Here is a 25,997-nt window from a genome sequence, read left to right as displayed (position 1 = left end):
GTTCCTTGACATTTGACCGATCTGTCCTAGCTTTCCGCCGTGCCGCCCCTTCGGGGGCGGCCGTTTTCTTTGCGCCATGGAGTCCCGTTCTTCTTTGCGCCTTGGAATCCTTCAGGAGGATATCGCAGTGATCACGCCGTTGATGCCGAACTATGCGCGGTCCAACCTTGCTTTCGAGCGGGGTGAGGGGAGCTGGCTGGTGACGGCGGACGGGCGACGAGTCCTCGATTTCGGCTCCGGCATCGCGGTCAACGTGCTGGGCCATGCCCATCCGCACCTGGTCGAGGCGCTGACCAGCCAGGCGCAGAAGCTGTGGCACGTCTCGAACCTGCACCAGATCCCGGAAGGCGAGCGCCTGGCGCGCCGCCTGACCGAGGCGACCTTTGCCGACAGCGTCATGTTCTGCAATTCGGGCGCCGAGGCCAACGAGGGCGCCATCAAGATGGCGCGCAAATATCACGCCTCGCGCGGCGAGCCGAACCGCTATCGGATCGTCACCTTCGAAGGCGCCTTCCACGGCCGGACGCTGGCGACCATCGCCGCCGGCGGCCAGGCCAAATATCTGGAAGGCTTCGGCCCCAAGGTCGACGGCTTCGATCAGGTGCCGTTCGGCGACCGCGACGCGCTGCTCGCCGCGATCGGCCCGGACACCGCCGCCCTGATGATCGAGCCGATCCAGGGCGAGGGTGGCCTGCGCACGGTCGCGACCGAGGAGCTGCGCTATCTGCGTCAGCTCTGCGACGAGCGCGGCCTCGTGCTGATCCTCGACGAGGTGCAGACCGGCATCGGCCGCACCGGCAAGCTGTTCGCGCACGAATGGGCGGGCATCTCGCCCGACATCATGTCGATCGCCAAGGGCATCGGCGGCGGCTTTCCGCTCGGCGCCGTCCTGGCGGTGGAGAAATGCGCCGCCGTGTTCACGCCCGGCACCCACGGCACCACGTTCGGCGGCAATCCGCTGGGCATGGCGGTCGGCAATGCCGTGCTCGACGTCGTGCTGGCGCCGGGCTTCCTCGACAACGTCCAGCGCCTGTCGCTCCTTTTCAAGCAGAAGCTGGCGGGGCTCGTCGACAGCCACCCGCAGGTGTTCGAGGAGGTGCGCGGCTTCGGGCTCCTGACGGGGCTGAAATGCGCGCTGCCGAACGGCGAGGTCACCGCCGCCCTGCGCGACCAGGATCTCCTGGTGGTGCCGGCCGGCGACAATGTGATCCGGCTGATCCCGCCGCTGAACGTCTCGGAAGAAGAGATCGGCGAAGCGGTCAACCGCCTCGACAAGGCCGCGCGCCGGATCGAGGCATCCCTCGTCAAGGGAGCCGCCGAGTGACCCATCGTTCCGAGACGACCACCGCCGCGGCCAAGACTGCCGCGGCGGGGCAGCCGAACCATTTCATCGATCTCAGCGATTTCGCCGGCGCCGAGCTGAAGCTGATCCTCGACAAGGCGCGCGACCTGAAGCGCGTCAGGCGCACGCCCGGCGCGACGAAGCCGCTCGCCGGCAAGGTGCTGGCGATGATCTTCGAGCGCCCCTCGACGCGGACGCGCGTGTCGTTCGACGTCGGCATGCGCGAACTCGGCGGCGAGACGATCATGCTGACCGGCGCCGAGATGCAGCTCGGCCGCGGCGAGACCATTGCCGACACCGCGCGCGTCCTGTCGCGCTATGTCGATGCCATCATGATCCGCATGCTCGATCACAATGCGGTGCGCGAGCTGGCGGAAGCGGCCAGCGTGCCCGTGATCAACGGCCTGACCAAGATGTCGCATCCCTGCCAGATCATGGCCGACATCCTCACCTTCGAGGAGCATCGCGGTCCGATCCGGGGCAAGACCATCGCCTGGGCCGGCGATGCCAATAACGTGCTCGGCTCGTGGATCCAGGCGGCCTCGCGGTTCGGCTTCAAGCTGAACATCGCAACGCCCGAGGAGCTGGCGCCGCGCCGCGAACTGATCGCGGCCGCCCAGCGCGAGGGTGCCGACGTCACCTGGTCGTCGGACCCCTACCACGCGGTCGAGGGCGCCGACTGCATCGTCACCGACTGCTGGGTGTCGATGGGCGACGAGGATGCCGGCCGCCGGCACAATCTCCTCAAGGCCTATCAGGTCAACAAGCAGCTCATGAGCGCCGCCAATTCCGATGCGCTGTTCATGCACTGCCTGCCGGCCCATCGCGGCGAGGAAGTCACCGACGAGGTGATGGACGGGCCGCAATCGGTGGTCTTCGACGAGGCCGAGAACCGGCTGCACGCGCAGAAGGGCGTGCTGGCCTGGTGCTTCGGCGTCTGAGGCGCGCGGCGGTCCCGGCGCCCGCCCGTCAGGCGGGCCCGCCGGGATCGGGCGAATAGTCGGTCAGCCGCAGGATCCGGTCCTCGATCGCGCCGACCAGCGTGCCGTGCTCGGCCGCGGTGCGCTTCTTGATGTCGGCCCATTCCTGGTCGGCAAAGAAGGCGGTCCAGGCTCTGTCCTTGGCCGCCTCGTCGGGCCAGCGCAGAAGGTAGATGAACTCGATGCGCGCCGCGCCGGCGCTTTCCCACATGGCGGCAATGTCGAAGCCGTGGCGGGCCATGATGCGCGTCGCGTGATCGCGGAAGCGGTCGTGGAAGGCCGCCTTGTTGTGCGGAAAGATTTCGCAGATGCGCAGCTGGTGGATCATTGCCAGGTCCCGTCTCGCGTCAGCATGCCTTTCCGACATTTGGGAGCGCGGCCGCCGCGATGCCAGCGCCCGCGGCCGGCGGCGGCTGGTCGCGCCGGCACGAAACCTTGCCTGTCCTGGCCTTCTGCCATGCAGGCGGCGCGCGCCTCTTCTCAGGCGGCGAATTCAACGATATGAGACCTGCCACACTGGAAGGTATCTTAAGAGGTCTGCCATGGCCAAGGCCCGCACCCTGTATGACAAGATCTGGGACGACCACGTGGTCGAGCAGCAGGACGACGGCACTTGCCTTCTCTACATCGACCGGCACCTCGTTCATGAAGTGACCAGCCCGCAGGCCTTCGAGGGGCTGCGCAATACGGGCCGCAAGGTGCGCGCGCCGCACAAGACGCTGGCCGTCGTCGACCACAACGTGCCGACCACCAGCGACCGCGTCCAGGGCATCAAGGACGAGGAGAGCCGCCTGCAGGTGGAGGCGCTCGCCCAGAACGCTGCCGATTTCGGCGTCGAATATTACGATGCCGCGGATATCCGTCAGGGCATCGTCCACGTCATCGGCCCGGAACAGGGCTTCACGCTGCCCGGCACCACCATCGTCTGCGGCGACAGCCATACCTCGACCCACGGCGCCTTCGGCGCGCTCGCCCACGGCATCGGCACCTCGGAGGTCGAGCATGTGCTCGCCACCCAGACGCTGATCCAGAAAAAGGCGAAGAACATGCTCGTCCGGGTGGACGGGCAGCTGAAGGACGGCGTCACCGCCAAGGACATCATCCTCGCCATCATCGGCGAGATCGGCACGGCCGGCGGCACCGGCTCGGTCATCGAATATGCCGGCGAAGCCATCCGCGCCATTTCGATGGAAGGCCGGATGACCATCTGCAACATGTCGATCGAAGGCGGCGCCCGTGCCGGCCTGATCGCGCCGGACGAGAAGACCTTCGCCTATCTGAAGGGTCGACCGAAGGCGCCGAAGGGCGCCGCCTGGGACATGGCAGTGAAATATTGGGAGGGGCTCTACAGCGACGAGGGCGCGCATTTCGACCGCACCGTCGTGCTCGACGCAGCCAACCTGCCGCCGATCGTCACCTGGGGCACGAGCCCGGAGGACGTCATCTCGATCAATGGCGTCGTGCCCAACCCCGACGACATCGAGGACGAGAACAAGCGCCTCTCCAAGTGGCGGGCGCTGGAATATATGGGCCTGACGCCGGGCACGAAGATCACCGACATCCGGCCGGAGAAGGTGTTCATCGGCTCCTGCACCAATTCGCGCATCGAGGACCTGCGCGAGGTCGCCCGCGTCGTCCGCGACCGCAAGGTGGCCCCTACCGTCTCGGCCATGATCGTTCCGGGCTCCGGCCTCGTGAAGGAGCAGGCCGAGCAGGAAGGCCTCGACAAGATCTTCCTCGCCGCCGGCTTCGAATGGCGCGAGGCGGGCTGCTCGATGTGCCTTGCCATGAACCCGGACAAGCTGAAGCCGGGCGAGCGCTGCGCTTCCACCTCGAACCGCAATTTCGAGGGACGCCAGGGCTACAAGGGCCGCACGCATCTGGTTTCGCCGATCATGGCGGCGGCCGCCGCCATCGAGGGGCACTTCGTGGACGTGCGCAGCTGGGGCTGATCGCCGCAAGGCACGACATTATCGGCAGGAATCGTGGTCCGGCGTGCTTGACGGTGCGCCGGACCATTGCCGTTCAGGCCATGGCGGCCGCCGACCAGGCGATGGCCGCCCGGCCTGGCCGGGCTCGCGGTCACCGGCCGGCAGCGGGATTGCGCGCGCACGCGAAGGGGCGGCGATGCGCCGGATGCGGCGATCTGGCCGGTCCGGCATTATGGTTTATGATCGCTGACCATGACCGCGCGATCTTGTCGGGATTCGGTCCAAGTCCCTGGACGCTGGGCCGTTTTGCCTGGGCATGACGGTTTTGCCATTGTCTTGCCCGGATTGGCTGGTGATTACCTCACTCCGGAAGCGGGGGGCGCTTCGTCAACGACCGGGCGCGCCCCTCGTGCCATCGATTTGTCTCATCCTTTACCCCGTCTTTACCGTGACGTTCCAATGCTACGGAAAAATGGGGAGGAACCATTCCTGCCTGGTGCCCACCGAACCCGTAGAGTTTATGCGATGCTGCGCTCCTTTTCTGCCCTGACCATCCTCGCACTCGCGGCTGTCGCTCTTCCCATCGTGTCCGAGGCACAGGCGCAGCGGGCCCAGCGGCCGGCCCAGAATTCCCGCGCCGCGGGTGCCGCCCAGCAGGGCTCGGCGGTGGCCCAGTTCGGCGACTGGGGCGTGTTCACCTCGAACACGCCGCGCGGCAAGGTCTGCTATGCGGCCTCCCAGCCGAAGACCCGCGCTCCCGCCAACCTGCAGCGCGATCCGGCCTTCTTCTTCATCACCTCGCGTCCCGGCGAAAACGTGCGCAACGAGGTCTCGCTGACCCTCGGCTTTGCGCTGCGCGGCGATGCCACCGTCGTCATCGGCCCGACCAGCTTCGCCATGTGGACGCAGGACAAGGGCGCCTGGGTGAAGAACGCGGCCGAAGAGGGCCGGATGATCACCAGCATGCGCGCCGGCTCGCAGCTCGTCGTCCGCTCGACCTCGCAGCGCGGCAATGTCACCACCGACACCTATTCGCTGAACGGCCTCGCCCAGGCGCTCGATCGCGTCGCGCAGGAATGCCGCTGAGCGCCGGCGCGGCCGGATCTCCTTCGGCCGCAAACCGCATTTCCGTCGAAAGGCTGCCCTTGGGCGGCCTTTCGTGTTATAGGCCCGCCTGACGCGCTCCCCGGCGCCAATCGCGGCCGGCCGGAGCATTGACTGATTTCCCACATGACATGGTCCGCGGGTGAACGGAACCCGGCCCTCGAGGATCGTGCCGTGGCCAGAGACGTGACCGATGCCGACGCTCGACCTTGCCAATGCCCGCGGCAAAGCCAAATCCGCCGCAACCCCCGTCGCCCCGATGCCGTCGCCCCCCGATCCGGCGATCCGCCCGCTGCCGGTCAAGCGCTCGCTGGTCGGCCTCGACCGTGATGCGCTGCGCGAGGCGCTCGCCGCGGTCGGCGTCGAAGGCCGCGAGGCGCGCATGCGCGTCGCCCAGCTCTGGTCGTGGATCTATCAGCGCGGCGCGCAAAGCTTCGACGAGATGTCGAACGTCTCCAAGCACCTGCGCGCTGCGCTCGCCGATGCCTATACGCTGGAGCGGCCCGAGGTCGTGGTCGAGCAGGTCTCCGCCGACGGCACCCGCAAATGGCTTCTGCGCATCCCGCCGCAGTTCGAAGGCGAGAAGTGGCACGAGATCGAGACGGTCTACATCCCGACCCGCGATCGCGGCACGCTGTGCATTTCGAGCCAGGTCGGCTGCACGCTCACCTGCAGCTTCTGCCATACCGGCACGCAGAAGCTGGTGCGCAACCTGACGGCCGACGAGATCGTCGCGCAGATCGTGGTGGCGCGCGACCGGCTCGGCGACTGGCCGGGCCAGCAGCCGCCCGACGGCGCTTTCGTGCCCGATGACGGCGGCCGTTTCGTTTCCAACATCGTGCTGATGGGCATGGGCGAGCCGCTCTACAATGTCGAGAACGTCACCACCGCGCTGAAGGTGCTGCTCGATCAGGACGGGCTGCAGTTCTCCAAGCGGCGCATCACGCTGTCGACCTCGGGCGTCGTGCCGATGATCGGCGAGGTCGGCGCCGAGACCGGCGTGTCGCTCGCCATTTCGCTGCACGCGACGACCGACGCGCTGCGCGACGAGCTGGTGCCGCTCAACAAGAAATATCCGATCGCCGAACTGATGCAGGCCTGCCGCGACTATCCCGTCCTGTCCAACGCCCGCCGCATCACGTTCGAATATGTGATGCTGAAGGGGGTCAACGACAGCATCGAGGACGCCCACCGCCTCGTCCGCCTGCTCAAGGGCATTCCGGCCAAGATCAACCTGATCCCGTTCAATCCCTGGCCGGGCTCGCGCTACGAATGTTCCGACTGGGAGCAGATCGAGCGCTTCTCCGACGTGGTGTTCGAGGCCGGCTATTCCTCGCCCGTGCGCACGCCGCGCGGCCGCGACATCCAGGCCGCCTGCGGCCAGCTGAAGAGCGAGACCGAGCGGCTGCGCGCCAAGGATCGGGCGGCGCTCCTGTCGAAGAGCGAGCAGGACGCGTTCCGCGCCATGGCGATGGTCGACTGAGCGCTCCGCCGCCGGCGCGGGGCTGGCACCATGCCGCCGCGCGCGACCGGTTCGGCGCGGTCGGCGTCGGGCAGTTGACCGTCGCCGCCAGCCGCACCGGTGTGCCGGCCATGGCGTGTCACCGCGTCATCCGCTGACCAAGGCCGCTCCGGCGCGATCTGCCCCCGATGTCGGCTTCATCGCCGCCGGCCCGCTGCCGGACGGTGCGCCGCCACTGCGGCGCGACGGGCTCGCCGGCATCCCGGCCGTGGGGTGAGCCACCGGGACGCGCGGGCCGCCTCGACGCCGGTCCCGCGCCGCGCCATTATTTTTTCGGCGCCTGTCAAAATCCAGCCGGATCGCGCGTCACTGGACCGGCGGCGCATGGCGCGTCGCGACGGTCAAGGAGACGACCATGCAATATCTGCTGATGATCTACGAAGACGAATCCAAGCGCGAGGGCTGGACCGAAGCCGCGATCAACCAGACGATCGCCGCCTATCACGCCTATACCGCGGCCCTGCAGTCGGCCGGCCATCTCCTCGCAGGCAACCGGCTGAGGCCGGTCGCGACGGCGACGTCGGTGCGGGTGGTCGACGGCAGGAACCAGGTGCTGGATGGCCCCTATGCCGAAACCAAGGAGCAGCTCGGCGGCTACTACCTCATCGACGTTCCCGACCTCGACCAGGCCATTTCCTGGGCCGCACGCTGCCCGGGCGCGAGCATCGGCACGATCGAGGTCCGGCCGGTCTGGACCTATTCCTGAAGACCGGGGCGGGGCGTGCGCCGGCGGGTGCCTTGACCCGTCGGCGGTTCCGATGGTCAGCTTTGCCGGCCGGCGGCAAGACCGGCTGCGCAAAGCTCGATCCTGAGGAGACACCATGCGGCTGGTACGCCCAAGCGCTCTCGCGCTGTTGCTGACGCTCGCTTCTGCCTCTCTGCCCGGTGCGGCCTTCGCCCAGTTCGTGCCGGCGCCCGACCGCGGCTTCGACCGCGGTTCGGACCTCGAACGCCGCCGGGACGGCGATCGCGGCTTCGAGCGTGTTCCCGGCTTCGACCGCCAGCCCCGGCGCGAGCGCAGCCGCGGCGGGCCCGATGGCGGCCTCGTCCAGGGCATGTCGCGCGAGCGCCTCGCGCGCATCGCCACCGTCATGCGCGGCGAGGTCGATCGCGGCACCTTCGCCGGTGCGGTGACGCTGATCGCGCGCGGCGGCCGGATCGTGCATTTCGAGGCGCATGGCTTCCGCGACGCGGCAAAGACCACGCCGATGACGCGCGACACCCTGTTCCTGCTTGCCTCGATGACCAAGCCGATCGTCTCGACCGTGGCGGTGATGCTGATCGAGCAGGGGCGCATGAAGCTGTCCGATCCGATCAGCACCTGGCTGCCGGAGTTGCGCGACCTCAAGGTCGAGGTGCGGCGCACGGGCACCGACGGGCAGGCGACCAGCGAGGACGTCGCGGCCGACCGGCCGATCACCGTCCAGGATCTGCTGCGCCACACGTCGGGCCTTTTCTATGCCGGCTCGGTGCGCTCGCCGCGCCTGAAGCAGCTCTACGAGAGCCAGAATATCGAAGGGCGCGACGCGGCCATTTCCGGCGACGAGATGCTGCGCCGTCTCGGCCAGATCCCGCTCGCCCACCAGCCGGGCACGACCTTCGAATATTCGATCTCCACCGACGTGCTCGGCCTGCTGCTCGAGCGGGTCAGCGGCAAGCGCCTGGATATCCTCGTCAAGGAGACGCTTCTCGAGCCGCTCGGCATGGAGGATACGTCCTGGTACGTGCCGCAGGGCCAGCGCAACCGCGTGGCCGAGGCGCTCGATGCCGATCCCCTGAAGGCGGCGATGTGGCAGTCCTACCGGATCTTCGACAATCCGGTTGAAATCGGCCAGTACCTCAGGGGCGGCGGCGGCCTCGTCTCGACGGCGGAAGACTATCTGCGTTTCGCCCAGATGATCCTGAACGGCGGCGAGCTGGAGGGCCGCCGGCTGGTCTCGCGCAAATGGGTCGAGTTCATGCTGTCGAACCACCTCGTCGGCATGGGCGGCTCGCCGGCCGCCTCGACCGGCCCGGGCTACGGCTTCGGCCTCGGCTTCGCGGTGCGCCTGCAGGAAGGCTTTGCGGTGGTGCCGGGCTCGACCGGCGATGCCATGTGGGCCGGCGCGTGGGGCACCAGCTTCACGATCGACCCGCGCGAACAGATCGTCGGCATCCTGATGGCGCAGGGCCCTTCGACGCGCATCCAGACGCGCATGCTGTTCAAGAACCTGCTCTATGGAGCGGTGGTGCGCTGAACCGGCGCACGGTGCGGCAATTGCCCGGCCGGGGCGCCGGCGATAGGGTCGGCGCCATGAGCGATGGTCCGACCGATCGCAGGCCCGGCGCCGGCGAACTCTATGGCTGGCGCGGCGATCCCGCCGTGCCGGCTTTCCCCGACGACCGTCCGCTCATCGTCTTCGACGGCCATTGCGCCTTCTGCTCGGGCTGGGTGCGTTTCATCCTCAAGCGCGACAAGGCGCGCCGCTTCCGCTTCCTTGCCGCCCAGTCGCCGCTCGGCGAAGCGCTGTTCCGCCATTTCCGGCTGGACCCGACCGACTATACGACGAGCATCCTGATCGATGAGGGCCGGACCTTCCTCAAGGCCGAAGGCGTCATCCGGATCGGCGAGGCGCTGGGCCCGCCCTGGTCGGTCCTGCGCGCCGGCCGGCTGCTGCCGGTCGCCTGGCGCGACGGGCTCTACGACATCGTCGCGCGCAACCGCCTGCGCCTCGGCCGGCGCGACCGCTGCTATCTGACCGAGCGGGGCGACGAGGACCGGTTCCTCGCATGACCGAGGGCCGCTTTCGCGTCCTCATCCTCGGCGGCTACGGCACTTTCGGCGGCCGGCTGGCGCGCCTGCTCGCCGACCAAGCACGCCTCGACCTGATCATTGCCGGCCGATCGCAGGACAAGGCCGAGGCGTTCTGCCGCGCGCTCGGGGGCAGGGCGCGCGCCGAGCCGCTGGTCCTCGACCGCGCGGGCGATCTCGCGGCCGCCTTCGCCGCCGTCCGCGCCGACCTGGTGGTCGATGCCTCCGGGCCGTTCCAGGCCTATGGCGTCGAGCCCTATGGGGTGGTGGATGCGGCGATTGCCGCGGGCATGGGCTATATCGACCTCGCCGACGGCGCGGCCTTCGTCGCCGGCATCGGCACGCGCGACGCAGCGGCCAGGGCGAGGAATGTCTTCGTCCTGTCCGGTGCCAGCAGCTTTCCGGTTCTGTCGGCGGCGGTGACCCGCCGGCTCGCCGATGGTGGCACGGTCGAAACGATCACCGGCGGCGTCGCGCCGTCGCCGCGCGCCGGCATCGGCCTCAACGTGATCCGCGCCATTGCGGGTTATGCCGGCCGGCCGATCGCGCTGCGCCGCGAGGGCCTGGACACGACCGGCGTCGCGCTGGTCGAGAGCATCACGCGGACCGTCGCGCCGCCCGGCCATCTGCCGCTCGGCGCGCGCCGCTTCTCGCTGGTCGAGGTGCCCGACCTGACCGAGCTGCCGCGGCTCTGGCCGGAGCTTCGTTCGGTCTGGGTCGGCGCCGGCACCCTGCCGGCCGTCTGGCAGCGCGGTCTCAACGGGTTTGCCAGGCTGGTCCGGCGCGGCCTTCTGCCCTCGCTCGAACGCCTCGCCCCGCTGTTCCACACGGTCACGGCGCGATTTGCCTGGGGCGAACATCGCGGCGGCATGCTGGTGGAGGCCACCGGCCTGACGGCCGAGGGCCAGCCCTTCGCGCGCTCCTGGCATCTCCTTGCCGAAGGCGATGCCGGACCGTTCATTCCCGCGATGCCGGCGGCGGTTCTGGTCCGCCGCTGCGTTGATGGCAGGCGCCCGGCATCCGGCGCGCGCTCGGCGGCGGCAGGTCTCGAGCTCGACGATTTCGCGGCGAGCTTCGCGGCTGCCGGCATCGTGCACGGGACACGCGACGATCGGGCCGCGGCCGCCGAGCCCTCGCTCTACCGGCGCATCCTCGGTCCTGCCTTCGACCGTCTGCCGGCCGAGATCCGGGCGATGCACGGCGCGGAACCGCGTTTCGTCGTGCGCGGCCGGGCCGAGGTCGAGCGGGGCCGTGGCCCGCTGTCCTGGCTCGCCGGCGCGCTCATCGGTTTTCCGAAAGCCGCAGCCGACGTGCCGCTCGAAGTGGTGTTCGCGCGCGACGGCGGCCGCGAGATCTGGCGGCGCTGCTTTGCCGGCCGCAGTTTCTCCAGCATCCAGGAAGCCGGCCATGGCAAGGCAGGGCATCTGCTCATCGAGCGCTTTGGCGTCGCCCGCTTCGACCTCGCGCTGGTGGTTGCCGACGGGCGCCTGTCGCTCGTTCCGCGCCGATGGTCGGTGCTGGGCGTTCCCCTGCCGCTGGCTCTGGCGCCGGCGGGATCCGCCTTCGAGGCGGTCGAAGACGGCCGCTTCCGCTTCCACGTCGAGATCGGCCATCGCCGTCTCGGCCTGATCGTGCGCTATCGCGGCTGGCTCGAGCCGGTGCCGGAGGGCTCCCCTGAGCAAAGCGGGGTTCCAAGCCAGGGGGCGCGGGGTTAGCTTCCCGGCGATGAATCGGCTCGGCTCCCTTCTCCTGCGCGTCCTGCGCGCGATCGTCGCCTTCGTCGTGGCGCTGGCGGTCGCCTGCGCCATCGTGCTGGTCTTCGACCTGAACAAGGGGCGGATTCCCGAGCCGCTCGCGGGCAGCCTGATCGTCGGCTTCCTGATGAGCCAGGTCGCCTGGTATGTCTGGCCGCTGCTGATCGCCGTGCTCGCCGCCGAGGTGCTGCGCTGGCGCTCGCTCCTCGTCTATCTCGCGTTCGGTCTTGTCGGTTCGCTCGGCGCGCTCGGTTTCGTGCTGCTCAAGGGCGTGGACGATGCCTTCGATCCGCTGCTCGACGATGCTCCCGCCTTCACCATGCAGCGGCTCGTCGTTCATGTCGTCGCCGGACTTGCCTCCGGTTTCCTCTATTGGCTCGTTGCCGGCCGGTCGGCCGGCGCCAATTCCGCAAAGGACTAAAGAGATCATGACCTTCACCTGCCGGCCGCCTGCCGAACCCGAAGTCCTCGTCGACAACGACAAGGTCAAGGTCACCCGCTGGAACTTCTCCGACGGTGCGGAGACGGGTTGGCACCGCCATGGCTGGGACTATGTCGTGGTGCCGCTCGCCGACGGCAAGCTGCTGGCCGAACTGCCCGACGGCACCTCGTCGGAAGCGGTGCTGACCCAGCACGTGCCCTATTTCCGCGCCGAGGGTATCGAGCACAACATCATCAACGCCTCCGGCAAGCCCTACGCCTTCATCGAAATCGAGATCAAGCCGTAAGATTCGCGGCGTTTGGGCGCGGCTTTTTTGTCGGCCGCGCCGGTGACACTGTTCTACGCCTTGTTATGATCCCCTCCAGAAACCGGGCGCTGACCCGGCAGAAAACGGCCTGGAGGGGCTCATGTCGTCCTTGTCTCGGACATCTGGAATCCGCAGGCCGCGCCTGCATTCGCTCTGGCTCGCGGCGGCGCTCGCCGCCGCCGGCCTTGCCGGCGCATCGCACGCGGATGCCCGCACCGTGCGCTGGGCGCGTTCGGTCGATGCCCAGACGCTCGACCCGATGTCGGCCAACATCGGGCCGACCACCGCGGTGGCGCATCAGATCTACGAGCCGCTGGTCCATCGCGGCTATGACGGCAAGCTGGTGCCGACCCTTGCCGTCGAATGGCGCAACCTCGCCGAGGATCCGACGGTCTGGGAGGTCAAGCTGCGCCAGGGCGTCAAGTTCCACGACGGCAGCGCCTTCACCGCCGACGACGTGGTGTTCTCCTTCGATCGCGCGCGCTCGCCGACATCGGACTTCCGCGGCCTGATCACCTCGATCGAAAGCGTCACCAAGGTCGATGCGCATACCGTGCGGATCAAGACCAAGGCGCCGAACCCGCTGCTGTTCGAGAACCTGACCAACATCTTCATGATGTCGAAGGCCTGGGCCGAGGCCAACAATGCGGTGCAACCGCAGAACATCCGCGAGCGGCAGGAAAACGGCGCCACGCGCAACGCCATGGGCACCGGCGCCTATCAGCTCGTCTCGCGCGAGCCGGACGTGCGCACGGTGATGCGCCGCTTCGAAGGTTATTGGGGCCGCAGCCAGTTCCCGCTCGAAGTATCCGAGCTGATCCTGGTGCCGATCCAGCAGGATGCGACGCGCATCGCGGCGCTCCTGTCGGGCGAGGTCGACGCCGTCCACGACGTGCCGGTGCAGGACATTGCGCGCCTGCAGCAGAGCCCGGGCGTCAAGGTCAATACCGGGCCCGAGAACCGGGTCATCTTCCTCGGCTTCAATGTCGGGTCGGCGGAGCTGAAATCCTCCGACATCCGCGGCCGCAATCCGTTCGCCGACCGCCGGGTGCGCGCGGCGATCAACGGCGCGGTCAACCGCGACGCCATCACCCGCGTCGTGATGCGCGGCCAGGGCGTGCCGATCGGCTATGTCGGCACCAATTTCATTTCCGGCTATTCGCCGGAGATCGCCGCCGTGCCGCGGGTCGATGTCGCGGGTGCCAACAAGGCGCTGGACGAGGCCGGCTATCCGCGCCGCCCGGATGCCGGCAACACGCGCTTCTCGGTCACCCTGCAATGCACCAACAACCGCTATGTGGCGGACGAGAACATCTGCCAGGCGCTGGTCGGCATGCTCGGCCAGATCGGCATCAAGGCCAATCTGGTGGCCAAGCCGGCTGCCCAGCATTTCCCCGAGCTGCAGCGCGAGGAGCTCGACTTCTTCCTGGTCGGCTGGGGCATCCCGACCTATGACGCGGAATATGTGCTGACCTTCATGTTCCACACCCGGACCGCCTCGAACGGCACCTGGAACGGCACGCGCTATTCCAATCCCGCGCTCGACGCGCGCATGATCGCCCTGCAGACCATGCCCGACGTGGCGCGCCGCAATGCCGAGATCGCCGATCTTCAGCGCATCCTGAAGGACGAGACGATCTACGTGCCGCTGCACGTCCAGTCGATCAGCCACGCCATGCGCGGCGGCCTGCAGGTGCCGGTCCATCCCGACGCCCAGGCCTGGTTCAAATATTTCCGCTTCGGCACCTCCTGATCGCCGGCAGCGTGATCACGTCGCATCGGGCGCCGCCCATTCCTGCCGCCGGGCGGGGACGGGCGGCGTGCCGTGATCGGATCGAGCCATGATCGCTTATGCCGTCAAAAGCCTCGCGCAGGCCGTGCTGGTCATGCTGGCCGTGGCGCTGGTGGCTTTTTCCATGTTCCGCTTCGTCGGCGACCCGGTGTCGAACCTGGTCGGCCAGGAGGCGACGATCGCCGACCGGCTCGAGCTCGCCCGCGAGCTCGGCCTCGACGATCCCATTCCCGTCCAGTTCCTGCGTTTCGTCGGCAATGCCGCGCAGCTGCAGTTCGGCGTCAGCTTCCGCCAGGGCCGACCGGTGATCGACCTCATCAAGGAGCGGCTGCCGGCGACCGTCGAGCTCGCCGTGCTCTCGGCGGCCTTCGCGCTGATCGTCGGCATCGTGCTCGGCGTCGTCACCGCCATCCGGCGCGACGGCATCCTCGCCCATGCCATCCTGTCCCTGTCGCTGGTCGGGGTTTCCCTGCCGACCTTCCTGATCGGCATCGGCCTCATCTGGCTGTTCGCGGTCGAATTGCGCTGGCTGCCCTCGTTCGGGCGCGGCGACGTCATCGCCTTCGGCTGGTGGACGACCGGGCTCCTCACCGCCTCGGGGCTGAAGTCGCTGGTCATGCCGGTGCTCACCCTCGGCTTCTACCAGCTCACCCTGATCATGCGCCTGGTCCGCGCCGAAATGCTGGAAACGCTGCGCACCGACTATGTGAAGTTCGCCCGCGCCCGCGGTGTGCCGGAGCGGGTGATCTGGTTCCGCCATGCCCTGAAGAACACCATGATCCCGGTCACCACCGTGGTCGGCCTGCAACTCGGTTCGGTCATCGCCTTCGCCATCGTCACCGAGAGCGTGTTCCAGTGGCCGGGCCTCGGCGCCCTGTTCGTCAACGCCGTCCAGTTCGTCGACATCCCCGTCATGGCGGCCTATCTGATGTTCGTCGCCTTCGTCTTCGTCGTGACCAATCTCGTCGTCGACCTCCTCTATTTCGCGCTCGATCCGCGCCTGCGCGGCGCCGGCGCGGCGGCAGCGCATTGAGGCCGGGATGACACTCTCCACCGAACCCGCACGGCCCGGCCTTGCGACCCGCCTGAAAAAGGCCTGGGACTCCGACATCGCCTGGAGCTTCCGGCATTCGCCGGTCGCGATGATCGCGGCGGTGATGACCGTCGTGCTGATCCTCGCCGCGATCTTCGCCGACCGGATCGCGCCGCAGAACGCCTTCGATCCGGCGGCGCTCGACCTGCTCGACGCCTATACCCGGCCGGGCGAGGCGGGCGCGAGCTCGGGCACGGTCTATTGGCTCGGCACCGACAATCAGGGCCGCGACCTGCTCTCGGCCATTCTCTACGGCTCGCGCGTCTCGCTGTTCGTCGGCTTCGCCGCGGTCTTCTTCTCGGTCGCCATGGGCGTCGCGCTCGGGCTCGTCGCCGGTTATGTCGGCGGGCGCACCGACGCCTTCATCATGCGCGTCGCCGACATCCAGCTGTCCTTCCCCGCCATTCTGATCGCGCTCCTGTTCTTCGGCGTGGCGCGCGGGCTGATCGCCGCGGCGAACCACGAGCAGATGGCGATCTGGGTGCTGATCGTAGCGATCGGCCTGTCCAACTGGGCCCAATATGCCCGCACCGTGCGCGGCTCGACCCTGGTCGAGCGCAACAAGGAATATGTCCAGGCGGCACGCGTCATCGGCCGGCCGCCCTTCGTCATCATGCTGCGCCATGTGCTGCCCAACGTCACCGGGCCGGTGCTGGTCATCTCGACCATCAATCTGGCGCTCGCCGTCATCGAGGAGGCGACGCTGTCCTTCCTCGGCGTCGGCGTGCCGCCGACCCAGCCCTCGCTCGGCACGCTGATCCGGTTCGGCCAGCAATATCTTTTCTCGGGAGAATGGTGGATTCTGTTCTTCCCGGCGCTCGCGCTGGTACTGCTGGCCTTGTCGATCAATCTGTTAGGTGATTGGCTGCGCGATGCGTTGAATCCGAGGCTGCGCTGAGTTGACGAGTTGAAATGACGACACCCGTTCTGTCCGTCCGCGATCTCGTGGTCGAATTTCCGACGCGCCGCGGCATCCTCACCGCGGTCGACCACATCTCCTTCGACATCCAGCCGGGCGAGGTGCTGGGCGTCGTCGGCGAGTCCGGAGCCGGCAAGTCGATGACCGGCACCGCGGTGATCGGCCTGCTCGAACCGCCCGGCCGGATCGCCGGCGGCGAGATCCGCCTGAAGGGCGAGCGCATCGACAATCTCGCCCCCGAAGCGATGCGGAAGATGCGGGGAAAACGCATCGGCATGGTGTTCCAGGATCCGCTGACCTCGCTCAACCCGCTCTATACGGTGGGCGAGCAGCTCGTCGAGACGATCCGCACCCATGCCCCGCTGAGCGCCGCGCAGGCGCGCGCCAAGGCGATCGACCTCCTGGCCGAGGTCGGCATTTCCGCCCCCGAAAAGCGCATCGACGCCTATCCGCACCAGTTCTCCGGCGGCATGCGCCAGCGCGTCGTGCTGGCGCTGGCGCTCTGCGCGGGTCCAGAGCTCGTCATCGCGGACGAGCCGACGACCGCCCTCGACGTGTCGGTGCAGGCGCAGATCATCGGCCTCCTGAAGAAGCTCTGCAAGGATCATGGCACGGCGGTGATGCTGATCACCCACGACATGGGCGTCATTGCCGAAACCGCCGACCGCGTCGCCGTCATGTATGCCGGCCGCATCGCCGAGATCGGTCCGGTGCAGGACGTGATCAAGCGCGCGCGCCATCCCTATACCGAGGGCCTGATGGGCTCGATCCCGACGCTCGACACGGATACCGACAGGCTCGTGCAGATCCCGGGCTCGATGCCGCGGCTGACCGCCATTCCGAAGGGCTGCGCCTTCAATCCGCGCTGCCCGAAAGTGTTCGACCGCTGCCGGACGGAACGTCCCGATCCGATACCGCTCGGTGCCGGAGCCGCCGCCTGCTGGCTCTATGCGAAGTCAGAGGAGACGGTGGCGTGAGCGAGCCGCTGGTGACCGTGCGCAATCTGTCGCGCACCTTCGACGTATCCAAGCCCTGGCTGAACCGGATGATCGAGCGCGAGGAGAAGCGCTTCCTCCGCGCCGTGCAGGACGTGTCCTTCACCATCGGCCGCCGGGAGACCTTCGCGCTCGTCGGCGAATCCGGTTCGGGCAAGTCGACGGTCGCCAACATGGTCGTCGGCCTGCTGCCGCCGTCCGGCGGCTCGGTGTCGATCGAAGGCGTCGACATCTGGAAACGCGACGACCAGGCGCGGCTCAGGACGCTGCGCAAGAAGATCCAGATGATCTTCCAGTCGCCGTTCGCCTCGCTCAATCCGCGCTGGCGGGTCGACCGGATCATTGCCGAGCCGATCCGCGCCTTCGGCCTGATGCGCGACAACGCCGCCATCGAGGCCGAGGTGGGCCGGCTCCTGAAGACGGTCGGCCTCGACCCCGCCGACGGTGCGAAATATCCGCACGAGTTCTCCGGCGGCCAGCGCCAGCGCATCGCGATCGCCCGGGCGCTGTCGTCCAAGCCCGAATTCATCGTCTGCGACGAGCCGACCTCGGCGCTCGACGTCTCCGTGCAGGCGCAGATCCTCAACCTGATGCGCGACCTGCAGGACGAGTTCGGCCTGACCTATCTGTTCATCTCGCACAATCTGGCGGTGGTCCGCCACATGGCGACGCGCATCGGCGTGATGTATCTCGGCCGGCTGGTCGAGGTGGCGCCGGCCAGGCAGATGTTCCAGGCGCCGCGCCATCCCTATACGCGCATGCTGCTCGATGCGGTGCCGGATCTCGAAATGTCGGGCCGGGCGCGCAAGCCCGTCGACGGCGAGATTCCCAATCCGATCACCCCGCCGGCCGGCTGCCCGTTCAACCCGCGCTGTCCGCTGGCCAATGGCCGGTGCCGGACCGAGATGCCGGCACCGGTGTCCGATGCCTATGGCACGGTGGCGTGTCATGCTGTCGCAGAAGGGCGGCTTGCTGCCTGAGAAACAAATTGTTACATGCGGCCACCCGGGGGTGAGGCTGCATGACGACAACCATCGCGCGAAAAGCCGACACCCTCGGGGTCTACCGGCTCGCGCTTTGGATCAATCTCCTGGCGCTCGCGGTGGTGACGATCCACCGCTCGGCCTGGCCGCTGCCCGATTCGGAATATGTCCATCGCCTGGTGAGCTATGAGCACGGGCTGATCCGGCGCGGACTGGTCGGCGAGATCTATTCCTGGTTCACGGATCTCGTCTCGCCCTGGGCGGTGCGCATCGAGGGCTTCGCCGCGATCCTCGTGGCGCTCGCCCTCTACGTGACGATCTTCGCCAGAACCTATCGCCCCCGGCAGCTGGAAACGCTCGTGCTCGCCTGTTTCCTGTTCGGCTCGCCGTTGCTGTTCAAGAATTTCGTCGGCAATCTCGGCAAGTTCGACGTTCTCGGCGCGATCGTCGCCATGCTCGCCGTGCTGCTGCCGCTGAGGCGCGCGACCTGGTGGCTGATCGGCGGGGCGAGCGCGCTCCTCCTGTTCGTCCACCACGTCCATGCCACCATCTACCTGCCGACCATTTACGGCATCCTCGCCATCCGCTCGATCGGCGCGGCAGGCCGGATCGAGGGCCATGCCATGGCGCGCATCGCCGTCTCGCTCGTGCTGCTCGCCGCGCTGTTCGCCTATCTGCTCACCGCGACCGCGGCGATGGTGTCGCCGGATGCGTTCCTCGAAGGCCTGCACGCCCGCGCCCTGCAGCCGGTGCCCGCGCGTCAGGTCCTGATGTGGTATTCGACGATCGGCGAGGAGTTCCGCCAGTCGCTGACCATGGTTCCAGGCCATGTCAGGCGCGCGCCGATCTATGCGACGCTGGTGCTGATCCACCTGCCGCTGATCCTGTTCTTCGCCCGCCGCATCGGTGCGCTCAGGACGCGTGCGCCTTTGGCCTATTGCAGCTATCTCGCCATCGCCGCGGTGGTGCTCGCCGGCTTCCTGGTGACCAACGTCATCACCTTCGACTATGCCCGGCACCTCGGCAATCTCGCGCTCTGCTTCGTCCTCATGAGCCAGGCGCAGATCGTTGCGGTCGACGGCCCGGTGACGGATGCCTCCGACATCGAGCCGGCCAATCGTTCGGTGATGGCCGCGGCGCTTGCGGTTGCGGCGCTCCCCTGGGTCGGGGTCGTCTACCCGATCCTCTAGCGCCGGCTGCTGGCACGGCGCATCATGCGCAGGTTGAGCAAAGTGCGCGCCATGCGCTTGCGCGCGTGCTTCCGCGTGCACGTTTCGTGCTCTATCCTGCCGAACGATGATCACGACCACCGACGTCGACACGTTCGATCTGCGCCTGTTGGACGCGCTTCAGGCGGACGGCGCGCGCACCAACCAGCAACTCGCCGATCTCGTGCGCCTGTCGGCCTCGCAGGTGTCGCGCCGGCGCCAGCGCCTCGAGGAAGCCGGTCTCATCCGGCGCTACCGCGCCGATCTCGACGCGGTGCGGCTCGGCTTCGGCGTCACGGTCTTCATCTTCGTGTCGCTCGCCACCCATTCCGGCCTCAATGCCAAACGTTTCGGCGATCTCGTGCGTGCCATGCCGGAGGTGCAGGAGGCGCATGCCATGACCGGTGATGCCGACTATCTGATGAAGCTGATCGTGCGCGACCTCAAGGCGCTGGCGACGCTGGTCAACGAGGTGCTGCTGCCGCACGAAAGCGTCGCCCGCGTGCGCTCCTCGATCGTTCTGGATACGCTGAAGGACGATCCGCGGCTGCCGCTGTCGCGCTGACGATCGGTACCGCGCAAGATCCGCGTCGTTCCCGATGGCGGGGCCATTGCCATCCGGGCGAGGCTCGGCCGCCCATGCCGCAGAAGGGATTGCCGACCATGCCGAGCCGCGAGACCGTCGAGCGTTTCATCCGCACCGTCGAAAGCAACGACCACGTGCGCGCCATCGAGGAGTTCTATGCCGAGGACGCCTCGATGCAGGAAAACACCGCCCCGCCGCGGGTCGGCCGCGACGTGCTGGTGGCGCACGAGGCGGCCGTGCTGGCTCGCACCAAGGTCCATACCCACAAGGTGACGACCTTTCTCGTCGACGGCGACCATGTCGCGATCAACTGGGTGTTCGAGATGACCGGCAAGGACGGCGTCACCCGCCGGCTCGACGAAATGGCGCTGCAGCTCTGGCGCGGCGACAAGATCGTCCGCGAGCGCTTCTTCTACGATCCGGCCGCGCTGCGGGGCTGAGCGCGCCGTTATTTCGCGCGCCCGTGGGTGCGCAGCCCCGCGCCTTTGCTCTATGACAGGAGGCCGGGCAAGGTGCGCCCGCCTTGCTGCGACAGGCCTTTCACCGAGGTTGCCCATGTCCGTCGTCGACGCCCGCCCGTTGCTTGCCCTCGGCCCGGTGATCCCGGTGCTGACCATCAAGGACGCTGCGACCGCCGTGCCGCTGGCGCGCGCGCTGGTGGCCGGCGGCCTTGGCGTGCTCGAGGTGACGCTGCGCACGCCGCAGGCGCTCGAGGCGATCGCCGCCATGCGGGCCGGCGTGCCGGACGCCGTGGTCGGAGCCGGCACGATCACCAGGCCCGACGATATCGGACGGGCGATCGGCGCGGGCGCCCAGTTCCTCGTCTCGCCGGGCACGCCGCCCGATCTCGCCGCCGCCCTGGCGGATGCCGGCGTGCCGGTCCTGCCGGGCTGCGCGACGGCCAGCGAGGCCATGGCGCTCGCCGAGCGCGGCTTCACCTGCCTGAAGTTCTTTCCGGCCGAGCCGGCCGGCGGCGTCGCTTTCCTCAAGAGCCTTGCCGGGCCGTTGCCCGGCCTCGCCTTCTGCCCGACCGGCGGCATCGACGCCGCCAAAGCGCCGGCCTATCTCGCGCTCGCCAATGTCGGCGCGGTCGGCGGTTCCTGGGTGGTGCCCGACGAAGCGGTCGCGGCAAAAGATTTTTCACGGATCGAGGAACTGGCGCGGGCCGCGAGCGTTTTGCGTGGCTGACACGAAACCGGCATAGTTCTTCGTTCTGCTGGAGCAGTATCGAGGCGGCAAGCTTCGTCGCAGTGCATGTTGGGGCCAACCGCATGGGACTTCGGGCCGGACCGGCCCGGCATTCAGGGAGAAGTCAAGTGACCGACATTTCCAAGATTCTCACCTCCATGCTGTCGGGCGGCACCCAGCCGGGCGGCGGCGGTGGCCTTCTCGGGCAGCTCGCCGGCATGGCAGGACAGGGTGGTCAGGGCGCACAGGCGGGCGCTGCGCCGGGCGGCTCGCTGCTCGATCAGCTCACCCGGGCGCTGCAGGGCGCCCAGGGCCAGGGGGCCGGCACTGCCGCCGCGCCGGGTGCCCAGGACGCGGGGCAGGGCGGGTTCGGCGGCCTCGGCGGCCTGCTGAGCGGCCTTGCCAATGCCGCCCAGTCGGGTGCCAGCTCGGCCCAGGCCCAGGCCGGCAATATTTTCGGCGACCTGGCTTCCGGCTTCCAGAAGGCCCAGGCCGAAGGCAATCTCGGTGGCTTTCTGAAACAGACCTTCGACCAGCTCCAGCAGAATACCGGCGGTTTCGCCGGTCTCGCCGGCGCCGGCACGCTCGCCGGCCTCCTGCTCGGCACGGGGGCCGGCCGGCAGATCGCCGGAACCGCGGCGCGGCTCGGCGGCCTTGCCGCAATCGGCGGCCTTGCCTATGTCGCGTTGCGCAACTTCCAGCAGGGCAAGCCGGTCGTGCAGAGCACGATGGAGGATGTCAGCGCCATTCTCGGCCTCGGCCAGCCGCCGCAGGGCTTCTCCGACGCCGCCGGCTCGGTCGACCGCACCGCCGAACTGCTGCTGCAGTCGATGATCGCCGGCGCCTATGCCGATGGCGAACTGAGCGACGACGAGCGCACCTCGATCGTCGGCCAGCTCGACTCCCTCGGCCTCGGCACGGCCGAGAAGTCCTATCTCGACAATCTCCTGTCCTCGCCGCCGAGCGTCGCGGCGATCGCCGCGGCCTGCACCACCGACGAGATGAAGGCGCAGGCCTATCTCGCCGCCCATCTCGGCATGACCGTCGACAATCCCGCCGAGGAGCAGTTCCTGAAGGATTTCGCCTCGGCGCTCGGCCTCGACCAGCAGCTCGTCGCCCATCTCGACCAGGCGGCGGCGGAAGCCAAGGCCGCCCGCACCGCCTGACCGGGCCGGATGCAGGGCTGCCGAGCGGCCGCCGGCTTGCCGCCGGTGACAATGTGACTTAAGGCGCGGGCGGGCTCGACGGAGTCCGCCCGCTTCCTTTGGCCGCGTGCTTCCCTTGACCAGTCCAGACCGCCCGAAACCGGCCCGGAAGATCTTCGACGCCTCGACGCTGGTCGTGCTGGCGCTGGTGCTGACCGGGGCCTTCTTCGTCTATCGCCGCGAAGGCGGCCGAGGTCTCCTGCATATTCTCGGCGAGGATTCCTGGCTGTTCGTCGAGATCCTGCCGAAAGTGCTGGCCGGCTGCCTGATCGGTGCCTTCGTCCAGCTCCTGCTGCCGCGCGAGGTGGTGGCGCGCTGGGTCGGTGGCGATTCCGGCCTCACCGGCCTCGCGATTGCGACCGCCATCGGCGCCATCCTGCCCGGCGGCCCGTTCACGATCTATCCGCTCGCCGGAGCCTTCCTGGCGATCGGTGCCGGGGTCGGACCAGCGGTGGCCTTCGTCACCAGCTGGACGCTCATCGGCTTCAACCGCGCGGTGATCTGGGAGGTGCCGTTCTTCGGCATCGACTTCGTCATCCTGCGTGCCGTCGCCTCGCTGCCCCTGCCGATCCTCGCCGGTTTCCTCGCGCAGGCTCTGGCAAGGGTCGTTCCCGGCGGGCCGCGGACATGATCGTTCTCGTCCTGTCGGTCGCGCTCTGGCTGATCGTCGCGGTCCTCATATGGCTCGCCTGGCGGCGCGGGCCGGACGTGCTCGGCTCAGGCCTGAAGAGCGGCACGCTCGATTTCCTGCACCTGCTGCCGCGCCTCGCCATCGGCGTCGTCGGTTCCGGATTCCTTGCGGCGCTGCTGCCGCCCGATCTCATCAGGTCCTGGCTCGGGCCTGAATCCGGGCTCGCCGGCCTCGTCATCGCGACGGTTGCGGGCACGCTGACGCCGGGCGGACCGGTGGTCGGCTTCGCCATCGGCTCGACCGCGCTGAAGGGTGGGGCCGGCCTCGTGCCGGTGGTCGCCTATGCGACGGCCTGGGCCCTGTTCGCGGTGCAGCGGCTGTTCGTCTGGGAACTGCCGGTCATGCCGGCGCGCGTGGTCTGGCTGCGTGTCGTCGCCTCGCTGCCGCTGCCCTTCCTGGCGGCCTGGGGAGTGATGCTGCTCGGCGGGCGGTAGCACTGCGGGCCGCCGTTCACGCGGCGGGCTGCGGGTCTATAGTCCGCGGCTTCGACGATTCGCTCAAAGGGTGCCCCGATGGCGAACACCCGGCCCGGCCGGCAAAGATCCTATGACGAGACCGAGGATGCGGAGCTCGAGCGGTTGTGGCGCGACCCGCAGATCGTGTTCTCCATGACCTTCGATCGCGGCGACGGCTGGGAGGCGGAGGCCTATCCGTTTCATCTCGACGCCGTGCGCGAGACCGGCACGCTCGCCTTCCACCCAAAGGTGACCTTCTTCGTCGGCGAGAACGGTTCCGGCAAATCGACGCTGCTCGAAGCGCTCGCCCTGGCGCTCGGCTTCCGGGCCGAGGGCGGCTCGCTGCAGGCGCGCTCGGCAAGCTATCCCGCCCATTCCCATCTGCATCGCTTCGTCAAGCTCGACCGCACCCGGCGCATCGTCAAGGAAGGCTTCTTCCTGCGCGCCGAGAGCTTCTTCAATTTCGCCTCGATCATGGACCGCGCCGCGGCCGAGGCCGGTCCCCGGCCGAACCCGCTCAACGCCTATGGCGGCGTTTCGCTGCATGAGCAATCGCACGGCGAAAGCTTCATGGCGCTGATGGAGCACCGCTTCCGGCCGAAGGGGATCTATCTGCTCGACGAGCCCGAGGCCGCGCTGTCGCCGACGCGTCAGCTCCGGTTCCTGCGCCGGCTCCACGAGCTCGCCGCCAAGGGCTGCCAGTTCGTCATCGCGACCCACGCGCCGATCCTGCTCGCCTACCCCCATGCCCGCATCTACGAATTCGCCGACAAGGGGCCGCGCGAGGTCGGCTACGAGGAGCTGGAACATGTCCAGGTGACGCGCCGGTTCCTGGCCGATCCGCAGCGTTTCCTCGACACGATCCTGGAGGACGAATGAGGCACCCGGCCGCCTTGCCGGCCGGACGGGCCGTGATAGGGTCGGGCAGGAGCAACGGCGATGAGGGCCAGATGACGGTCTTGTTCGACGGCAGCTTGTTCGCGGACTATCATCAGGTCTATCTCGCCGATGCCAGGGACGAGGCGATCACGTCGACGGACTGGAACAGCGAGAGCCTGACGGTTCGCCTCCTATCCAACGACCGGACGCTGACCTTTTCGACCGCGCGCAACATGACCGTGCCGGTCCGGGTGCAATTGTACGAGCGCCAGCCCGACATCGACGCCGAAAAGGCTGATCATGTCGTGATCGGCAGCTTCCGCTCCTCCGGCCAGATCGTCATTGCGGGCCTCAACGACTATTGGCCGACGGCGCCGCGCGCATCGGTGCCGGCCGGCAGGCTCTGCGTCATGGTCGTCTCGTCGGGGCTCGGCACATTGAGTGCCGACCACCTCGAAGGGCAGGATCGCTACGACGTGCATCTCTGGCCGTGCGACCGGGAGGGGACGACGGTGCTTCGCCAGTGGACGGGAGGTCCGTGAGGCTCTCCGCCGTGAACCGCCGCGCCGCCGCTCACGGCGCGTTGCGGCGCTCCAGGAAACCGCGCATCCGGTCGAGGGCGCGGGTGATGTTCTCGGCCGAATTGGCGTAGCTCAGGCGGATATAGCCCTCGCCGAACAGGCCGAAATCCGGACCGCCGATGGTGGCCACGCCGGCATCCTCGAGCAGCGCCGAAGCGAGGGGCTTGGCCTTCCAGCCGGTCGCCGAAATGTTCGGGAAGGCATAGAAGGCGCCCTTCGGCACGATGCACGATACGCCCGGCAGGGTGTTGAGCCCCTCGACGACCAGCCGCCGCCGCGCGTCGAATTCGGCGACCATCCTGCCCACCGCGTCCTGCGGCCCGGTCAGCGCTTCGAGGGCGGCATATTGCGCGGGTGCGTTGACGCAGGAAAACGAGTTCACCGCCAGCTTGCGGGCATAGTCGTAGAGCTTGCCCGGCCAGATCGAATAGCCGAGCCGCCAGCCGGTCATGGCATAGGTCTTCGACCAGCCGTTGAGCAGGATGGTCCGGTCGCGGATCTCGGGATAGCCGAGCAGGCAGACATGGGCCTCGCCGTCATAGACCATCTGGTCGTAGATCTCGTCGGAGAGGAGCGCGACATCGGGCCATTGCGCCAGGCCCGCCACCAGCTTGTCGATCTCGGCCTTGGGCGTGACGCCGCCGGTCGGATTGGCCGGGGAGTTGACGATGATCAGCCGCGTCCTCGGGGTGATCAGCGAGAGCAGTTCGTCGGCGGAGAAGGCGAAGCCGTTGGCCTCTCGGATCGGCACGGGGACGGGTGTCGCACCCGTATATTCGATCATCGAGCGGTAGATCGGAAAGCCCGGGTCCGGATAGAGGATCTCCGCGCCCGGCTCGCCGAACATCAGGATCGCCATATGCATGGTGACCTTGCCGCCGGGCACGATCATCACCTCCTCGGGCGAGACCTCGACCTCGAAGCGGCGATGGAGATCGGCCGCCACCGCCTCGCGCAGCGGCAGGATGCCGGTGGCCGGCGTATAGCCGTGATGGCCGTCGCGGATCGCCCGGATCGCCGCCTCGGCAATGGGTCCGGGCGTCGCGAAGTCCGGCTGGCCGATGCCGAGATTGATGACGTCCTTGCCCTTGGCGGCGAGGGCGGTCGCGCGCGCCAGCACGGCGAAGGCGTTCTCCTCGCCGATGCGGTCGAAATGCGGGACGGTCCTGATCGTCATGGGGCTGTTCCTGAACGAGCTCATCGGTGCGGCCGCACGGACGCGGCGGGCCCTTAAGGAACAGGGATCGCG

At 68.3% G+C, this 25,997-nt stretch carries 27 protein-coding genes; 25 read left to right on the top strand and 2 right to left on the bottom strand.

The features are described from left to right. The first annotated feature begins 127 nt into the window (after window positions 1-127). Together OZ671_RS21435 and argF are read left to right on the top strand one after the other, a co-directional pair. Entirely contained in the window at window positions 128-1,324 is a 1,197-nt protein-coding gene (locus OZ671_RS21435) for an aspartate aminotransferase family protein (protein WP_268862603.1), read from the top strand. Continuing rightward, complete coding sequence (gene argF, locus OZ671_RS21430) at window positions 1,321-2,283, top strand: ornithine carbamoyltransferase (RefSeq protein ID WP_442957113.1); 963 nt, start codon at window positions 1,321-1,323, stop codon at window positions 2,281-2,283. Before OZ671_RS21435 ends, argF begins: the two co-directional genes overlap by 4 nt. A gap of 28 nt (window positions 2,284-2,311) precedes the next feature. Here the strand turns inward: argF and OZ671_RS21425 are convergent, their stop codons facing one another. After that, window positions 2,312-2,650, bottom strand: coding sequence for an NIPSNAP family protein (locus OZ671_RS21425; RefSeq protein ID WP_268862602.1), 339 nt, complete (start codon window positions 2,648-2,650; stop codon window positions 2,312-2,314). Between the two features lie 214 nt (window positions 2,651-2,864). Between OZ671_RS21425 and leuC the strand changes: the two genes are divergently transcribed. From leuC to OZ671_RS21310, 23 genes are all read left to right on the top strand, one after another. Further along, the gene (leuC, locus tag OZ671_RS21420) at window positions 2,865-4,274 is read left to right on the top strand and encodes a 3-isopropylmalate dehydratase large subunit (RefSeq protein WP_268862601.1); all 1,410 of its coding nucleotides are present in this window, start codon (window positions 2,865-2,867) and stop codon (window positions 4,272-4,274) included. Between the two features lie 504 nt (window positions 4,275-4,778). Further along, a complete protein-coding gene (locus OZ671_RS21415; protein WP_268862600.1) occupies window positions 4,779-5,339 on the top strand; it encodes an invasion associated locus B family protein in 561 nt (186 codons plus the stop codon). A 211-nt stretch (window positions 5,340-5,550) separates the two neighbouring features. After that, window positions 5,551-6,840: a 23S rRNA (adenine(2503)-C(2))-methyltransferase RlmN gene (rlmN, locus tag OZ671_RS21410; RefSeq protein ID WP_442957112.1), complete on the top strand. Its 1,290-nt coding sequence runs from the start codon at window positions 5,551-5,553 to the stop codon at window positions 6,838-6,840. Window positions 6,841-7,234: 394 nt separating this feature from the next. Beyond that, entirely contained in the window at window positions 7,235-7,585 is a 351-nt protein-coding gene (locus tag OZ671_RS21405) for a YciI family protein (protein ID WP_038301301.1), read from the top strand. Window positions 7,586-7,700: 115 nt separating this feature from the next. Beyond that, the gene (locus OZ671_RS21400; protein ID WP_268862599.1) at window positions 7,701-9,116 is read left to right on the top strand and encodes a serine hydrolase domain-containing protein; all 1,416 of its coding nucleotides are present in this window, start codon (window positions 7,701-7,703) and stop codon (window positions 9,114-9,116) included. A 56-nt stretch (window positions 9,117-9,172) separates the two neighbouring features. Continuing rightward, entirely contained in the window at window positions 9,173-9,652 is a 480-nt protein-coding gene (locus OZ671_RS21395) for a thiol-disulfide oxidoreductase DCC family protein (RefSeq protein ID WP_268862598.1), read from the top strand. Next, a complete protein-coding gene (locus OZ671_RS21390) occupies window positions 9,649-11,385 on the top strand; it encodes an SDR family oxidoreductase (protein WP_268862597.1) in 1,737 nt (578 codons plus the stop codon). The genes OZ671_RS21395 and OZ671_RS21390 overlap by 4 nt, the downstream gene beginning before the upstream one ends. Window positions 11,386-11,395: 10 nt before the next feature. Beyond that, window positions 11,396-11,845 carry a hypothetical protein gene (locus tag OZ671_RS21385; protein WP_268862596.1) on the top strand — a complete coding sequence of 150 codons (450 nt, stop codon included), beginning with the start codon at window positions 11,396-11,398 and terminating at the stop codon, window positions 11,843-11,845. A 7-nt stretch (window positions 11,846-11,852) separates the two neighbouring features. Continuing rightward, on the top strand, window positions 11,853-12,152 hold the full coding sequence (locus OZ671_RS21380) for a cupin domain-containing protein (RefSeq protein WP_268862595.1): 300 nt from the start codon (window positions 11,853-11,855) through the stop codon (window positions 12,150-12,152). Window positions 12,153-12,273: 121 nt separating this feature from the next. Continuing rightward, entirely contained in the window at window positions 12,274-13,926 is a 1,653-nt protein-coding gene (locus OZ671_RS21375; RefSeq protein ID WP_268862594.1) for an ABC transporter substrate-binding protein, read from the top strand. A gap of 88 nt (window positions 13,927-14,014) precedes the next feature. Then, a complete protein-coding gene (locus tag OZ671_RS21370; RefSeq protein ID WP_268862593.1) occupies window positions 14,015-14,998 on the top strand; it encodes an ABC transporter permease in 984 nt (327 codons plus the stop codon). A gap of 7 nt (window positions 14,999-15,005) precedes the next feature. Continuing rightward, the gene (locus OZ671_RS21365; RefSeq protein WP_268862592.1) at window positions 15,006-15,956 is read left to right on the top strand and encodes an ABC transporter permease; all 951 of its coding nucleotides are present in this window, start codon (window positions 15,006-15,008) and stop codon (window positions 15,954-15,956) included. A gap of 14 nt (window positions 15,957-15,970) precedes the next feature. Continuing rightward, complete coding sequence (locus OZ671_RS21360) at window positions 15,971-16,954, top strand: ABC transporter ATP-binding protein (RefSeq protein ID WP_268862591.1); 984 nt, start codon at window positions 15,971-15,973, stop codon at window positions 16,952-16,954. After that, on the top strand, window positions 16,951-17,952 hold the full coding sequence (locus OZ671_RS21355) for an ABC transporter ATP-binding protein (protein WP_268862590.1): 1,002 nt from the start codon (window positions 16,951-16,953) through the stop codon (window positions 17,950-17,952). The genes OZ671_RS21360 and OZ671_RS21355 overlap by 4 nt, the downstream gene beginning before the upstream one ends. 41 nt (window positions 17,953-17,993) lie before the next feature. After that, a complete protein-coding gene (locus OZ671_RS21350; RefSeq protein WP_268862589.1) occupies window positions 17,994-19,145 on the top strand; it encodes a hypothetical protein in 1,152 nt (383 codons plus the stop codon). 106 nt (window positions 19,146-19,251) lie between these two features. After that, window positions 19,252-19,728, top strand: coding sequence for an Lrp/AsnC family transcriptional regulator (locus tag OZ671_RS21345; RefSeq protein ID WP_268862588.1), 477 nt, complete (start codon window positions 19,252-19,254; stop codon window positions 19,726-19,728). A 74-nt stretch (window positions 19,729-19,802) separates the two neighbouring features. Next, window positions 19,803-20,189: a nuclear transport factor 2 family protein gene (locus OZ671_RS21340; RefSeq protein WP_328286395.1), complete on the top strand. Its 387-nt coding sequence runs from the start codon at window positions 19,803-19,805 to the stop codon at window positions 20,187-20,189. 115 nt (window positions 20,190-20,304) lie between these two features. Beyond that, window positions 20,305-20,937, top strand: coding sequence for a bifunctional 4-hydroxy-2-oxoglutarate aldolase/2-dehydro-3-deoxy-phosphogluconate aldolase (eda, locus tag OZ671_RS21335; protein WP_038301313.1), 633 nt, complete (start codon window positions 20,305-20,307; stop codon window positions 20,935-20,937). A 128-nt stretch (window positions 20,938-21,065) separates the two neighbouring features. After that, complete coding sequence (locus OZ671_RS21330) at window positions 21,066-22,103, top strand: tellurite resistance TerB family protein (RefSeq protein WP_268862587.1); 1,038 nt, start codon at window positions 21,066-21,068, stop codon at window positions 22,101-22,103. Between the two features lie 115 nt (window positions 22,104-22,218). Beyond that, a complete protein-coding gene (locus OZ671_RS21325; RefSeq protein ID WP_268862586.1) occupies window positions 22,219-22,773 on the top strand; it encodes a permease in 555 nt (184 codons plus the stop codon). Next, complete coding sequence (locus OZ671_RS21320) at window positions 22,770-23,267, top strand: hypothetical protein (RefSeq protein WP_038301315.1); 498 nt, start codon at window positions 22,770-22,772, stop codon at window positions 23,265-23,267. The genes OZ671_RS21325 and OZ671_RS21320 overlap by 4 nt, the downstream gene beginning before the upstream one ends. A 78-nt stretch (window positions 23,268-23,345) precedes the next feature. Beyond that, window positions 23,346-24,167: an AAA family ATPase gene (locus OZ671_RS21315; RefSeq protein ID WP_268862585.1), complete on the top strand. Its 822-nt coding sequence runs from the start codon at window positions 23,346-23,348 to the stop codon at window positions 24,165-24,167. Window positions 24,168-24,238: 71 nt separating this feature from the next. Next, window positions 24,239-24,709, top strand: coding sequence for a hypothetical protein (locus tag OZ671_RS21310; protein WP_268862584.1), 471 nt, complete (start codon window positions 24,239-24,241; stop codon window positions 24,707-24,709). 31 nt (window positions 24,710-24,740) lie between these two features. Here the strand turns inward: OZ671_RS21310 and OZ671_RS21305 are convergent, their stop codons facing one another. Then, window positions 24,741-25,925 (bottom strand): pyridoxal phosphate-dependent aminotransferase, encoded by a 1,185-nt coding sequence (locus OZ671_RS21305; protein WP_268862583.1) that lies wholly within the window; start codon window positions 25,923-25,925, stop codon window positions 24,741-24,743. Window positions 25,926-25,997: the final 72 nt, after the last annotated feature.

It is taken from the genome of Phreatobacter sp. AB_2022a, assembly GCF_026847585.1.
In the GTDB taxonomy this organism is placed as follows: domain Bacteria; phylum Pseudomonadota; class Alphaproteobacteria; order Rhizobiales; family Phreatobacteraceae; genus Phreatobacter.
Note: the sequence above shows the minus strand (reverse complement) of the source record. Positions and strands in the feature narration are given on the sequence as shown.